This window comes from Ruegeria sp. L11, assembly GCF_056531755.1.
In genome coordinates this window covers 76,626-90,541 of the sequence record NZ_JBQFMI010000008.1, presented here as the reverse complement: position 1 = coordinate 90,541, position 13,916 = coordinate 76,626, and the positions used below count along the sequence as shown (strand labels likewise).

At 55.2% G+C, this 13,916-nt stretch carries 12 protein-coding genes; 8 read left to right on the top strand and 4 right to left on the bottom strand.

The window, feature by feature from the left end:
- The gene (locus tag ACR0CE_RS13960) at positions 1–1,941 is read left to right on the top strand and encodes a vWA domain-containing protein (protein WP_480832997.1); all 1,941 of its coding nucleotides are present in this window, start codon (positions 1–3) and stop codon (positions 1,939–1,941) included.
- A gap of 55 nt (positions 1,942–1,996) precedes the next feature.
- Here the strand turns inward: ACR0CE_RS13960 and ACR0CE_RS13955 are convergent, their stop codons facing one another.
- The 4 genes from ACR0CE_RS13955 to ACR0CE_RS13940 form a co-directional block, all read right to left on the bottom strand.
- Entirely contained in the window at positions 1,997–2,743 is a 747-nt protein-coding gene (locus ACR0CE_RS13955; protein WP_480832996.1) for an anti-sigma factor family protein, read from the bottom strand.
- Positions 2,740–3,285 (bottom strand): RNA polymerase sigma factor, encoded by a 546-nt coding sequence (locus tag ACR0CE_RS13950; RefSeq protein ID WP_480833017.1) that lies wholly within the window; start codon positions 3,283–3,285, stop codon positions 2,740–2,742. Before ACR0CE_RS13950 ends, ACR0CE_RS13955 begins: the two co-directional genes overlap by 4 nt.
- A 6-nt stretch (positions 3,286–3,291) precedes the next feature.
- Positions 3,292–3,684 carry a COG4315 family predicted lipoprotein gene (locus ACR0CE_RS13945; RefSeq protein ID WP_480832995.1) on the bottom strand — a complete coding sequence of 131 codons (393 nt, stop codon included), beginning with the start codon at positions 3,682–3,684 and terminating at the stop codon, positions 3,292–3,294.
- Between the two features lie 407 nt (positions 3,685–4,091).
- Complete coding sequence (locus tag ACR0CE_RS13940; RefSeq protein WP_480483517.1) at positions 4,092–4,730, bottom strand: TetR family transcriptional regulator C-terminal domain-containing protein; 639 nt, start codon at positions 4,728–4,730, stop codon at positions 4,092–4,094.
- A 130-nt stretch (positions 4,731–4,860) separates the two neighbouring features.
- On the opposite strand from ACR0CE_RS13940, the gene ACR0CE_RS13935 reads away from it, so the two are divergent.
- Genes ACR0CE_RS13935 through ACR0CE_RS13905 form a run of 7 tightly spaced genes read left to right on the top strand, consistent with a single transcriptional unit; the run spans position 4,861 to position 13,731 of the window.
- Positions 4,861–5,718 (top strand): ABC transporter permease, encoded by an 858-nt coding sequence (locus ACR0CE_RS13935; RefSeq protein ID WP_480483515.1) that lies wholly within the window; start codon positions 4,861–4,863, stop codon positions 5,716–5,718.
- Positions 5,715–6,503 (top strand): ABC transporter permease, encoded by a 789-nt coding sequence (locus ACR0CE_RS13930; protein WP_480483513.1) that lies wholly within the window; start codon positions 5,715–5,717, stop codon positions 6,501–6,503. The genes ACR0CE_RS13935 and ACR0CE_RS13930 overlap by 4 nt, the downstream gene beginning before the upstream one ends.
- Positions 6,500–7,597: an ABC transporter ATP-binding protein gene (locus ACR0CE_RS13925; RefSeq protein WP_480483511.1), complete on the top strand. Its 1,098-nt coding sequence runs from the start codon at positions 6,500–6,502 to the stop codon at positions 7,595–7,597. The genes ACR0CE_RS13930 and ACR0CE_RS13925 overlap by 4 nt, the downstream gene beginning before the upstream one ends.
- Before the next feature lie 17 nt (positions 7,598–7,614).
- Positions 7,615–8,676, top strand: a complete 1,062-nt coding sequence (locus ACR0CE_RS13920) for an ABC transporter substrate-binding protein (protein ID WP_480483509.1) — start codon at positions 7,615–7,617, stop codon at positions 8,674–8,676.
- A 60-nt stretch (positions 8,677–8,736) separates the two neighbouring features.
- Positions 8,737–10,803: an FAD-dependent oxidoreductase gene (locus ACR0CE_RS13915; protein ID WP_480832994.1), complete on the top strand. Its 2,067-nt coding sequence runs from the start codon at positions 8,737–8,739 to the stop codon at positions 10,801–10,803.
- Positions 10,800–12,374, top strand: coding sequence for a trimethylamine methyltransferase family protein (locus ACR0CE_RS13910; protein ID WP_480832993.1), 1,575 nt, complete (start codon positions 10,800–10,802; stop codon positions 12,372–12,374). The genes ACR0CE_RS13915 and ACR0CE_RS13910 overlap by 4 nt, the downstream gene beginning before the upstream one ends.
- A complete protein-coding gene (locus tag ACR0CE_RS13905) occupies positions 12,367–13,731 on the top strand; it encodes an aminotransferase (protein ID WP_480832992.1) in 1,365 nt (454 codons plus the stop codon). The genes ACR0CE_RS13910 and ACR0CE_RS13905 overlap by 8 nt, the downstream gene beginning before the upstream one ends.
- Positions 13,732–13,916 lie beyond the last annotated feature (185 nt).

Here is a 13,916-nt window from a genome sequence, read left to right as displayed (position 1 = left end):
ATGTTGATACGAGTTATTTCCCTAGTTGCCTTGTTGGCCTCTATGGTCGGTCCGGCTACGGCGCAATCAAGATCTCCGCTTCCAATCGAAGGCAAAGAAAGCCTGTATCAAAGGGTTCTGATCCGTGAGCGGATCGACGCGAGGCCCGAGCCAGACAGCGAAAGTTCCGCGGCGTCTCTTTCTCCATTACAGGTGTTTTTTGTCTATGCTCGTGACGGCGACTGGATGCAAATCGGAGCGAGCGATCAAGGCGACGATCTTATGTGGATTCCGGAAGGGGCGGCTATTCCCTGGAATCAGAACATTGTTGCAACGTTGGAAGGCAGTGACAATGTCGGACGCGTTTTGTTTTTTAATGATATCGACCCGATCTATGACATCATCGAAAGCGAAAACCCCGCCGGTCTTGCAAAAAACGCCAGAGATGAAGCGCTGGCAGCTGAGCAGGGCGGCGAACCGTCAGAAAGCGTGATCGCCTTAGGCCCGCGCGAAACGATTGATCAGCGTCAAAACCTTTATGTAATGCCAATCTTGGCAACGGAAGAGGCTGTGTTCGACATCGGACCGTTCGTAAATCTGCTGCAAGTGGCCGTTGCCAGTGCCAACGCCCCGAACCGCCCGGCGCCATCGGGTAGTCAGAATTCGGGCGACTTAAAAACAGCAGTGGTCTTTGTCGTGGACACTACGATATCGATGGAGCCGTATATCCGCGCTACCCGTGCAGCACTGCAAGAGGTTTATCGAGAGGCCGCAGGATCAGCGGCAGCAGACGCGATCAGTTTCGGGCTTGTTGGCTATCGCGACAGCCTCGAGGCAGCTCCGGGCCTTGGGTATGACGTTCGGACATTCGTGGATCTTCAGCAGGGCCTTAACGTTGACAACTTCCTGAGTGGCATCGATCAGATGCAAGAAGCGGAATCCAGCAGTAAGAATTTTCGCGAAGACAGCTATCGCGGTATTGAATACGCATTGGAAGACATGGACTGGAGCGACTTTGGGGGACGGTTTATCGTACTGGTTACAGATGCAGGTCCACGCGAATTCGATGATCAGTATTCTGCCACAGGGTTGAGCGCCGAAAGTCTGAACAGGATTGTCCGTGAGCGCATAGGTGGTGCGATGGCCGTCATGCATCTGCGTACCGCGCGAGGTGCCAAAGACCACCCTTCGGCTGAAGCGGCTTATAAGCAACTGACCGCCTTTCCGAATTCTGCTCCCTTGTATTTCCCGATCGAGAACGGTGACCCAGACGTCTACAAGGAAACCGCACGCACGTTGGGTGGGATTGTGGCAAAGCATACGTCTTCTTATCGTCGCAGCGGCGGCGACGAGATTTTGGACGAAGACGCCATTGCTGACAAAGGTGACAACAGGTTTTCCGGCCTGAGTACAGCAAGCCGGACTATGCAACTGGCCTACCTTGGAAAAACAGAAGGCGCGCGAGCGCCCGACTTGTTTGAAGCTTATGTGGCGGATCGGGATTTTGATCGACCAGGATTGAAACCTTTGTCTATCAGATTGCTCATCTCGAAGGCGGATCTGAGTAACCTGGAAGAAGCGTTGCGGATCATTGTCGACCAGGCCGAGCGGAACGTCGTGAACCCTGATCAGTTCTTTGCACAGGTTCTTGGAGTTGCCGCAGACATGAGCCGCAGACCTGATCAGGTATCACGCCAATCAGACCCCAGCCTTGCCGAAGCTGTGGCGTTGGACGAATACCTGTCTGACCTGCCCTATAAGTCTCAGATCATGACTATTACTGAAGATGATTGGGTGCGCCTTCCGATTTCAGAGCAGCAAACCATCGTCAACGGGCTATATGACAAGATCGAACGGTACCGGCGGTACAACGAGTCGACCGATCAATGGGTTGATTACCTTGGGGCCGGGCCGCAGGCAGGAAACTTGCTGTACCCGATGTTGCTGGATGATCTGCCATAACCCCAAAGGTGTTGTCGCAAATCTTCTGCGCGAGCCAAGCCGTCGAAAGCGGTTTCTAGATCATTTGACCATGCGCCAAGCGGGCGATGTGTTCCATCGGGTCACGTTTCTGGTCCCCGACCAACGTATACTGCCAGGGTCCGTCCTGCCAGAAGACGACAAGATACCCGTCCTCTTGTCGAAACCGAAACGATTGGGTTTGAGTTGTGTCGCCATGCGTGGCCATCAAACTCAACCGATCACCCTCTGCATTCTCATACATAAATAAAGCTGAGGCATGGTCGCCTGCGGGCAGAAGGCGTCCTCCAATCAGGGTAAACCCGGTTTCCCCAAGTTGTGGCGCGATAATGGCAGAGCCCAATCGATTGGAGAGCCAGGTTTGCAAGTGATCTTTTTCCGTAGCGGCGACTTCCACAGGGTGAAGAACTTCAACGGCGAACAAAGAATGCGCCGCTTTTGCGTGTTGCGAGAACAATGCCAGATCGTCGGTTGCTCGGTTCTCCCAAGGTTGCAAATAAGACCCCAAACCAAAACCAACGGCAAAAACCGCGACCGAAGCAACCAGCCTCAAAGAGACTGGCGAGGGCGGCTTGGCCTGTTTCCGCAGACTTCGAAGATGTGCCGCAGAAGGAACAGGGACCGCCTTGTTTATCAGGTCTGATTGACGCTGAAATGCACGGATGCGCGCTGCATCGTCCGGGTGATGTTCAAGGTGACGGTCAAGGCGTTCGCTTTCTTCCGGTGTCAATTCACCGTCTATGCTACGCTGAACCAGGTCTTCGATGGATGGGGTGTGCGTCATTTCACGCTCCTGATCTTCACGGCGGCCGAAGCGTCCATTTCAGATTTGATTTTAGTGCGGGCGCGCGAGATCCGCGACATCAGCGTACCCTTTGGAATGGACAAAGTTGTGGCCGCTTCGTCATAGCTTAATCCACCAATGACAACAGAAAGAAGGGCTTCTCGCTGATCTTGAGGAACAGAATCCAGCGCCTTCCAGACAGCCTTGATTTCCAACCGTTCTTCGGCCGTGCTTGTCGTAGCTGCCAGCGTCGAAATGTTGTCGAGATCGACAGTGTTGAATCTGGACTCTCGACGCCACCTGTCCCGGTAGAGGTTCAACAATATTTTAGTGAGCCATGGTTTCAACGGCCGCCCCGGAAGCCAAAGCAATCGTTTGCGCAGGGCGCGTTCAACACAATCCTGCACCAGATCATCCGCCGCATCCGGATCACGGGTCAGCGACCAGGCATAACGCCAAAGATCGGGGAGGCAGTTTTCAAGCTGGTTTTCAAATGACTGAAGCATGTACGTAAGCCGGGAGAGGAAACCTTCCCCCGGCACCAAGGTTCAGGGGCGTGCGATATGCCAAACACCTTTTACACCGTCCCCTGTCATGTCCCCAGGGTTTTCGTCTTTGAACCATAGATAAAGCGGCTTTCCTTTGTAGGCGATCTGAACGCTGCCATCCTTGCGTTCGATCAGGCTGTAGCCTTTTTTCAGTTCCATGTTGGCATCACCCATCAGCGGCGGCCATTTGGTGGCACAGTCATCATAGCAATTCGAAACGCCTGTTTCGTCCTTGTCAAAGGTATAGAGAGTCATCTTGTGCGCATCCATAAGGAAGGTTTCTCCGTTGAGCTTGCCAGTTACGGCTGGCGCACCGGTGTGACCATCCGCAAATGAACCGGTTGCAGTCGCAACCAGCGCGACACCAGAAAAAGTAAGGGACTTTAGGGACATTGTATTCTCCGACTGTTTCAGGTCTGCCGAATGGCAGACAATACAACTACGAAGGCACCTGGAAAAAATTCCCCAAAGTGAAACATTTTTTCGGCGGCGTGTGGGCATTGTTTTGATGGTAAAGCCAGAGTCCACGCCTATGGGAAAGGTCACGCATATCCAGTTTGGGTACGAAGAACCTGTATCTGTTCGACAAGTGGGACAAGCGCGTTAGGGCCCGAGGGGCAGGGTGCTTCGTCACCTGTCAGTATCTGAAGTAAGGACAATTAAGTGTTGGCACGGCTATCGCAAATCTTGCAAAACGAAAGCACAGGCGAGCTGATTGCATGCGCCCGGAACAATTATCTCTCAGAAACTTCTGTCTCCGAGCTATCCAATTTGAATTGGGACGCCGCCTAGGCTTAGACCTAGAATTTTCCGGGGAAAAGTCCGCATAAAAACCTTCGAACAAGGTTGACAGAGCGGCGGCGTGAAAATCCCTGCATATCGGTTAGGTAGTTCACCCACATCCCCTCCAGCAAGGCCAGCGTTCCGCTGGTTGCGTCATCTACCAGGTTCGGGTCGCCCCTGTTTTCCGAGGCTATCTCTGTGAACGCGGACCGCAAGGTTTCGACAAGTTTGTCATCCTGAGTGCTGCTGTAACGGGCGATACCTGGATGAGAGCTTGCGATACCCCGAAACGCATGCCAGATTTTAGTACTGCGGGGATTGAGCAGTGCTTCTGACAGGTCGGCCTCAATCACTGCCATAACACGGTCTTCGGGTCTTGCGCTCGGGCCCAGATCTGTCCTTCTGTCCATCTCGGCATAATACTCGGTGCTGAAATGCTGGGCGGCTGCGGTCAGTAAATTGTCCTTACCCCCGAAATGCAAATGGATCATTCCGCGTGACAGACCGGAGCGCTCGCAGATTCGGCTGACCGAGGTATCGGTCACCCCAATATCGGCAATCGTGTCCAGAGTCGCGTCGATCAGTAGCTGTTTATTGGCTTCCGGATCCCGCTTTGAACCGCGTTTTTGTTCCTTGACGCTTTGCGCTTTATTCAATGTTACCAACCGTTTGTGAGTGTCTCATAGAGGTAGCTCACAGGAATATTGACACGAAAGGCCATTCTGGCGCAACATTTAATGGACGATCGTCCATTAGTGACTCGTGAATTGTGGGAAGGGAGGTTGGGTGATCTTTCGCAGCGAAGCGTCCCGGGGATATACCCTCAGCGCGCCAGCCACGGCTTACGTGGGCTTTCTGGTCGCGGCGCCATTGGTGATCCTGATTGCCTACTCATTCTGGACCCAAACCTATGTGACGCTCGACAAGACACCGACACTGAAGAATTACAGCGATGCGTTTGCGGATCCGCTGGTCCGGCACCTGATGCTTCGGTCGATCTGGATTGCCGGAGCGGTGACCATAGTCACCGTCGCGCTGGCCTATCCCATCGCGTATTTTATCGCGATGAAGGCCCAGAAAAAGACCATCTGGCTTCTGCTTATCACCATTCCGTTTTGGTCCAGCTATCTGCTGCGCGTATTTGCCTGGAAGCTCATTCTGGGGTTCAACGGCGTGATGAACTCTGCGCTTCTGGCGCTGGGTTTGATCAGCGAACCTCTCGACTTCCTGCTCTACAACGAATTCGCAGTCGTGCTGACGCTCGCGCATGCCTGGGCACCATTTGCGATCCTGCCGATCTATGTCTCACTGCAAAAGATCGATCCGAGCCTTCTTGAGGCTGCAACAGATCTTGGGAACAGCCCCTTTCAACGTTTCATGCGGGTGACCCTGCCACTGACGATCCCAGGTATCATTGCTGCTTGCCTGATCATCTTCATCCCTACCGTCGGTGATTATGTGACCCCGGCTCTGGTTGGTGGTTCAGATGGGAAGATGATCGCCAATCTTATTCAGGTGCAGTTCGGGGCCGCCAACAACTGGCCACTTGGGGCCACGCTGTCGCTGATCGCAATGCTGTCGGTGGGCTTTGCGGCCATCGTGTTTGTCATGTCCGCCACACGGCTGGGGAGGCGGATCAGATGAGACGTCCTACGACCCTGACAGCCTATGCGTTCGTGTATCTGCTGTTTCTGTACCTGCCGGTTTTGTTCCTGCCTTTGTTCTCTTTCAACAGCGGCACAATCGTTGCGTTCCCGATTAAGGGCTGGACACTGGACTGGTATCGGAAGCTGGGCGAGCAGGACACGTTGATCCAGGCGCTTTGGAATTCGCTTGCTGTCGGCACTGTTGTTGCCCTTCTGTCGACCGCCATGGGATTGTTCGCCGCCCGTGCCTTCGTTCGGTACCGTTTTCGGGGTCAACGCGCGGCAGAAGGTCTGGTGATGCTGCCTTTGGTGATCCCAGGTATTATCGTCGCCTCTTCAATGCTGGTCCTGTTTCTGTTTCTTGGTCTCAAGCCGTCATTGCTGACCGTCATTCTGGGCCACACGTTTCTCGCGCTGCCGTTCTCTGTCTCGATCTTGAAATCAGCCTTTGATGACTTCGACGCATCACTGGAGGAAGCATCTTACGATCTGGGCGTCGGTGTGTTCGAAACCTTCCGCCGCGTGACGCTGCCGGTCGTCGCCCCCGGTATCGTAGCCAGTGTTTTGGTCACATTCACCGTCAGTTTCGATGAGTTCGTCCTTGCCTTTTTCCTGTCCGGCAACCAGCCAACCCTGCCGGTTTACATCTGGAGCCAGATCCGTTTCCCCGCCAAGCTTCCAAATGTGTTGGCGCTGGGGTCGATCCTGCTGCTGACTTCGGTTCTGCTTCTGGTTCTGGCCGAATACTTCCGCCGCCGTTCATCCGCATCAGAGGTCCGATGACACACAGAAACATCATAGAGCTCAGGGACGTCGAAAAGCGCTACGGAACATTTGTGGCCGCGAGCGGAATAAACCTTGACCTCAGAGAGGGTGAGTTCTTTTCGCTCCTCGGTCCTTCAGGATGTGGCAAGACCACGGTTTTACGCATGATCGCGGGCTTTCAGGAACCCACCAGGGGGAAGGTGCTGATTGACGGTCAGGATATGGAAGGAGTGCCGGCCAACAACCGACCGACGAACATGGTCTTCCAAAGCTACGCAATCTTCCCACACCTCAATGTCGGGAACAACGTAGCCTACGGGTTGCGGGGCAAAGCGCCCAAGGCCGAGATCGACCAGCGCGTCGCCGAAGCTTTGGAAATGGTCGAACTGGGTGGTCTTCAGGATCGCGGCGCAAGCGAGTTGTCGGGCGGGCAGCGTCAAAGGGTGGCGCTTGCCCGCGCGCTGATCATGCGGCCAAAGGTGTTGCTTTTGGATGAACCCTTGTCAGCGCTTGACAAGAAGCTGCGTGAACAGATGCAGTTTGAAATGCGCAATCTGCAACAGTCGCTTGGCATTACCTTTGTGATGGTCACGCATGACCAGTACGAGGCTATGACCATGTCCGACCGTATCGGCGTGATGTTCAACGGACAACTCAAACAAGTTGACACGCCAACGACGCTTTATGCCCGTCCCTGTGATCAACAAGTGGCCAGCTTCATCGGTGAGATGAACATATTGCCGGCCCGGTTACTGAGCGAAAGCGGTGACATGTTGTCAATCGATGCGGCTGCCTTCGGGCGGATGGAAATCGAGAGAAACCCCAATGTGGCGACCAGCGCCAGAAACATGAACATCGGTATTCGACCGGAACAGTTGGAGATTGCTGAGGACCGTCCTGAAGACTACCCATCAACGGTTCAGGGCACTGTCAGCAACGTCGCCTTCTACGGTGAGAATATTCACTACCACATTCAGGTGGCTGGGGCCGAGAAACCAATCTCGGTCTCGGTTCCGAACTATTTCCACACGGTCGACTTTAAACGCGGCGATGTCGTTTGGCTGGGGCTTCAGGCGGCTAGCGTGATCGATCTTGGTACGATCTCGGAATAAAACAGAGGGAGGATAGAATGAAACTTCAGGGAATTGCGGCCTTCGCGTGTGCGACGGCAATAACGACAGGCAGTGCCAGTGCAGGTGGCGCCGATCTGACGGTTTTTGACTGGTCGGGATATGAAGATCCCGGATTCTTTGCCAGCTACATGGAAAAATACGGGGATGAAGCGCCAAGCTATTCCTATTTCGGAAGCCAGGAAGAAGCCTTTACCAAGCTGAGTTCCGGTTTTACTGCTGATCTGGCACATCCTTGTTCTGACGCGGTCAGAAAATGGGTCGCAGCTGATCTGATTCAGCCTTTGGATGAAAGCAAGCTGACCAATTGGGCGGATGTGCTGCCCGAGATCAAAGAGGTCGACGCCATCGTTCTGGACGGCCAGCTTTACATGCTGCCGTTCGAATGGGGGAACACAGGTCTTATCTATCGCACCGACAAGATATCAGGGGATGACATCTCACTGCAATTGATGGCGGACCCGGCCTATGCAGGCAAAATCGCCATCCCGGATGCCGCATCGTCTGCTTATGCCTTGGCCGCGCTGGCCACCGGAAACGCGGATGACTACACCAACCTGAGCGATGAGCAATTCAAGGAAGCATCGGATTTCCTGCGCTCGATCCACCCGAATATGCGTTTTTATTGGTCCGATGCGGGTCAGTTTGACCAGGCCATGACCAGTGGCGAGATCGAAATGGGGTGGGCCTGGAACCAGTCCGAACTGAACCTGATCTGGAACGAAGTGCCCGCGGCCATGATGCGCAACGTGGACAAGGGCATCGCGACCTGGGCGTGTGGCTATGTGCATCTGAAATCGTCCACGACACCGGTCGATCAGGTCTATGACCTTTTGAACGCGCTTACGGACCCTGCCAGTGGTCAGTACATCATCGACAACTGGGGCTACCCGCATTCCAACGCAAAAGCGTTCGAAATCGCCGATCAGGGCAGTATAGAAGCCTATGGTTTTTCCGATCCCAAAAGCTTCTTCGAAGGCAGTTTGTTCTTTGATGCTGTGAACCCCGAGCTTGAGGCGAAGATGCTGGCCGAATTCGAGCGGATCAAAGCCGGCTTCTAACATAACCCACTATCCGGAGCCTTTAGGCTCCGGAACTCAACTACAGGAAAACGCGTGATTATGTCGAACGCGAACCCATATGCTCTGCTTTTCGAACCGGTCCAGATCGGGCCCGTCACAGCCAGAAACCGCTTTTATCAGGTGCCGCATTGCACCGGGATGGGGCATCTCAGGCCGCGGGCGGACGCTGCCGTTCGGGGAATGAAAGCAGAAGGTGGCTGGGCCGTGGTGTCCAATCAGGAGACCGAGATTCACCCGACCTCGGACTTGTCCCCGTTCCCCGAAGGGCGATTGTGGGACGCACGCGATGTGCCTGCGCTGCGGCTGATGACAGATGCAGTGCATTCACATGGCGCGTTGGCGGCCATACAGCTGGTTCATAACGGCAACCACGCGCAAAACCTGCTGACCCGCGCTCCGGTTCTTGCACCGTCCGAGATGTCTGTGGATACGACGCAACCAAAGCACGCGCAGGCCATGGACAAGGCCGATATCCGGGAACTCCGCCGCTGGCACCGCGACGCGGCCCTGCGCGCGAAAGAGGCCGGCTTTGACATCGTTTATGTCTATGCCGGGCACAACATGACATTGGCGCAACATTTCATGCTGGCCCATATGAACCAGCGCAGCGATGAATATGGGGGGTCGCTTGAAAACCGTGTGCGGCTGACCCGTGAGTTGCTGGAAGACACCCACGATGCCATAGGCGACAGCTGTGCCGTTGCGTTCCGCTTTGCCATTGACGAGATGATGGGCGCCGACGGTATGCAGGCAGCAGAAGAAGGCCGCGCGGTTGTTGAGCTATTGGCCGATCTTCCCGACCTGTGGGACGTGAATGTGGCGGATTGGTCCAATGACAGCGCAACGACCCGTTTTCAGCCCGAAGATGGCTATCAGAACGCGTTTTTGTCCCACGTCAAACAGATCACCCGAAAACCTGTCGTTGGCGTTGGCCGACTGACGTCCCCGGACATGATGCTGTCGATGGTCAAAAAGGGAATTGTCGACCTCATCGGTGCCGCGCGGCCATCCATTGCGGACCCTTTCATACCAAAAAAGATCGAGGAAGGCAGGATCGACGAAATCCGCGAATGCATCGGCTGCAATATCTGCGTGTCGTCGGACAATCTGGGTATTCCGATCCGCTGCACGCAAAACCCAACGATGGGCGAGGAATGGCGCCGTGGCTGGCACCCCGAGATCATCGCGCCGAAAAAAAGCGAGGCCGAAGTGCTGGTCATCGGCGGCGGACCTGCGGGGTTGGAATGCACGATGCAATTGGCACGGCGCGGGTATCAGGTGACACTGGCCGAGGCCTCGGCCGAACTTGGTGGACGGGTAGGTAGGGAAAGCAGACTTCCCGGCCTCGCCGCCTGGTCGCGGGTGGTTGACTATCGCCTGAACGATCTGAAACAGCGGGCCAACGTTCAGTTATTCACTGACAGCAAGCTCGAAGCCGGACAAGTCGCCGAGCTTGGCATCGAGCATGTCTTTGTTGCAACCGGCAGCCATTGGCGCGCAGACGGCGTGGGTCGCAATACGCAGCGCCGCCTGCCTAGGGTCACGCCGGATGCCAAGGTGTTGACGCCTGATGACATCATGAAAGGTGTTCTGCCCCCGGACGGCCCGGTGATGATCTATGATGATGATCACATCTATCTGGCGGGGGTGATTGCCGAGAAATTGGCGACTGCCGGATATCAGGTCATTTTTGCCACGCCTGAGAGTTTGGTTTCGGCCTACGCCGTTCATACTTTGGAACAGTCCCGCATCCAGGCCCGCATGATCGAACTGGCGGTCGATATCCGCTGCAATCAGGTGCTTACGGCGGTTCAGAGCGACGCGGTGCGGATAGGCTGTGCCTTTACCGACCGCGAAACTGAAATCCCGTGCGCCTCAACTGTTCTGGTGACCGAGCGCGAGCGTGAAACCGCCCTTTTCGACAGCCTGAAGGGAGCCGGTTTGAAAACCCTTGACCTCATTGGTGATGCCGCGTCGCCGGGACTGATCGCAGACGCAGTTTTTGCAGGCCATCGCGCCGCCCGCGATTTCGAACGCCCAAAGGCCGATGCAGACAATGACTGGTTTCGTCGTGAGATTATTGATTTGGCAGAGGATGCAACATGAACAGCACCAATGAAGCACCCCGTTCACGTCGTCGCGGGGGCGGGGGGCGCGCAGCGCGTCTGAAGGTACAACAGACGACCACGGGTAACGAAGCCGTACGCGGGGGTCTGAGCGGCGGACGCTATAGACCGCTGACTCAGACCGATATGGAGAACATCCATCATGCGGCCTTGACCGTCCTGGAACAAACCGGAATTACCGACCATTTCCCGGAGTTGCTTGAGCTGGTGCTTCCCAAAGGTGCAGTGCTGAGTGACCTCAACCGGCTGTGCTTCCCACGCGCCCTGATGGAGGACATCCTGGCAGGTGCCGCCAAGGAGTTTTACGTCTATGCCCGAGGGGAGCGCGAAGGTAAGGACGACATGCATTGCACGGCAGAAAGCGTCTATTTCGCCAATTCCGGCACCGCCGTGACAACATTCGATTCCAAAACCAAAACCTATCGTCCGTCGGTTCTGCGTGATGTTTATGATTTCACCCGCCTGGTCGACTGTTTGGAAAACATTCACATGCTGGGCGACACGGTTCTGGCGACGGATGTGACCGATGACTTCACCCATGACATGAACACCATTTATGCCATGCTTGCGGGCAGCCAAAAACCCGCTTGCCTGACGTTCCGTGACCGCAGCCACATTCCACATGCCATCCGCATGTTTGATCTGGCCCAAGGGGGCGAGGGGGCTTTCCTGAAAAAGCCAAGCGTCATATTCGGCGGCTGCCCCATTGTTTCCCCCTTGCGGATCGGCAAGGAAAATATGGAGATCCTGATTGATACCGCCAAACTTGGCCTGACTGTCGATTTGGCTGTGCCGCCTCAAGCCGGGGCCACGGCACCTGCGACGCTTGCGGGAACGCTGGTTCAAACCGTCGCCGAAACACTTGCCTGCGTTGCCATCGTCAACCTGATCACGCCGGGTTGCCCCATCTGCTTTGCGGCCTGGCCCTTCATTACGGACTTGCGCAGCGGGTCTTTTACTGGCGGCAGCGGCGAACAGGCGCTGATCGGTGCCGCAGCAATTCAGATGGGCAACTTTTACGGCCTTCCTACCTCGGTGGGTGCAGGTATGACCGATGCAAAAATACCTGATGCGCAATACGGGTTGGAAAAGGCGCTGACCTTTACCCTTGCGGCGCATGCTGGCGCCAATCGCCTGTGCGAGTTTGGTGGCATGATCGGTAGCCTGATGGGATGCAGCTTTGAAAGCATGGTCATCGATGACGAAGCGGGCGGCATGATCCTGCGATCGTTGCGTGGGATAGAGGTTACTGATGAAACCATGGCTGTGGATGTGATTCACCAATGCGCCATAGATCCGGGTCATTTCCTCGGCAATCCGCACACGCTGAGCTATATGAACAGCGAATTTGTCTACCCACAGCTGATGGACCGCGAGCGTACGGACACTTGGGAGAATGAGGGGAAAACGGATCTGTTGGACCGCGCCCGCAACAAGGCGAATTCCATCCTCGACAGCCATTTTCCTAATTATTTTGGTGCTTTGGACGCTCGGGTGCGCGAAGAATTCCCTATTGTACTAAGCGCGGAAAGCATGGCCCGCCATGGATAACTCCAACGCCAAGCAATGGGACAACGACCACTTCCTGCACCCGTGGGAAGGGATGGAGGCTTTGGGTGAAAACGACCGCACCTTTATCGAAGGTGCCAGCGGCATCCATCTGATAAACGAAAAGGGCGCTCGCCTGATCGACGGACCGGGGGGAATGTGGTGCACCCAGATTGGGTATGGGCGCACGGAAATGGCCGAAGCAATGGCCGAGCAAGCCCGGAATCTTGCCTATTTCTCACCCTTCAACAACACCAACTCGACTGCGGCACAGTTCGCCCGCGAAATCGCCAAACGTGCGCCCGGCGATCTGAATAATGTCTTCTTTACAACCGGCGGTTCCACCGCGGTTGATACAGCCATCCGGTTTGTCCATTTCCGCAACAACCTTATGGGTCGGCCAGAGAAAAAGAAAATCATTTCAAGGCAAAAAGCCTATCACGGAAGCACTTATCTGGCAGCCAGCGTCAGTGGAAAAGAACGTGACAGGCTTTGGCTCGACAAGGCCGACGACCTGGCGCATTTCCTGCCGGACGTGAACCCGCTTTACCGCGCGCCCGGTCAAAGCGATGAGAGCTTTCTGAACGAGAAAGCTGCCGATCTCGAAAACGCCATTGTGGCACTTGGCCCGGAAAATGTTGCCGCTTTTATCGCTGAACCAGTTTTGGCCTCGGGCGGTGTCATCGTGCCACCAATCGGATATCACGCACGCTGCCTGAACATCTGCAGGAAGTATGATGTTCTGTATATATCAGACGAGGTTGTCACGGCTTTCGGCCGATTGGGTCATTGGTTCGCCTCCGAGGCTGTCTTTGGCATTCAGCCCGACATAATCACCTGCGCCAAGGGGATGACATCCGGGTATGCGCCGATGGGGGCCGCGATTATCTCAGATCGGCTGATAGCGGATGTTGCGGGAAAAGATGCCACCTTTTCGAATGGCTACACCTATTCGGGCCATCCGGTCAGCGCGGCTGCCGGGTTGAAAAACATCGAGATTATCGAGCGGGAAAAGATACTCGAACACGTTCGAAAAGTCGGCCCGGTTTTTCAGGATCAATTACAGCAGTTGCGCCAGATTGACATTGTGGCCGATGCGCGTGGGATGGGATTGATGGGGTGTGTTCAGTGCTCAGTCGATGGCGATCCACAGAGCGAGCTTGGGCGCGACTATGAGATTGGCAGTCGTATCGATATGGAATGTCAGAAACGCGGTCTGCTTGTACGACCCGTGATCAACATGTGTGTTCTTTCACCGCCCCTCATCATTACAAAAAGCGAAATCGAGCATATGTTTGCTATTCTGCGACAAGGGCTAGAAGCGACATCCGAGTGGCTCGGCAGGATCAGTGGCCGGTGACTGTTGCAGGCTGTCGCTGCGATAATCTGGAGATCGGCTACCGTAGCGGCATTTCGATCTTAGGGATTGCCAAGTTCCTTTTCGTCAAGGAGTTGGCGTACTTGCGCTGTCCGAGCGACTATGGCATCCACACGTTGGTTCCAGAGATGGAGCGTTTCGGATCATCATTGTAGTCGTTTGATTCT

Coding starts and splice junctions, on each gene's coding strand:
- ACR0CE_RS13920 (WP_480483509.1), top strand. CDS start 7,615: ATGAAACTTCAGGGAATTGCGGCCTTCGCGTGTGCGACGGCAATAACG.
- ACR0CE_RS13925 (WP_480483511.1), top strand. CDS start 6,500: ATGACACACAGAAACATCATAGAGCTCAGGGACGTCGAAAAGCGCTAC.
- ACR0CE_RS13930 (WP_480483513.1), top strand. CDS start 5,715: ATGAGACGTCCTACGACCCTGACAGCCTATGCGTTCGTGTATCTGCTG.
- ACR0CE_RS13945 (WP_480832995.1), bottom strand. CDS start 3,684: ATGTCCCTAAAGTCCCTTACTTTTTCTGGTGTCGCGCTGGTTGCGACT.
- ACR0CE_RS13915 (WP_480832994.1), top strand. CDS start 8,737: ATGTCGAACGCGAACCCATATGCTCTGCTTTTCGAACCGGTCCAGATC.
- ACR0CE_RS13955 (WP_480832996.1), bottom strand. CDS start 2,743: ATGACGCACACCCCATCCATCGAAGACCTGGTTCAGCGTAGCATAGAC.
- ACR0CE_RS13960 (WP_480832997.1), top strand. CDS start 1: ATGTTGATACGAGTTATTTCCCTAGTTGCCTTGTTGGCCTCTATGGTC.
- ACR0CE_RS13910 (WP_480832993.1), top strand. CDS start 10,800: ATGAACAGCACCAATGAAGCACCCCGTTCACGTCGTCGCGGGGGCGGG.
- ACR0CE_RS13905 (WP_480832992.1), top strand. CDS start 12,367: ATGGATAACTCCAACGCCAAGCAATGGGACAACGACCACTTCCTGCAC.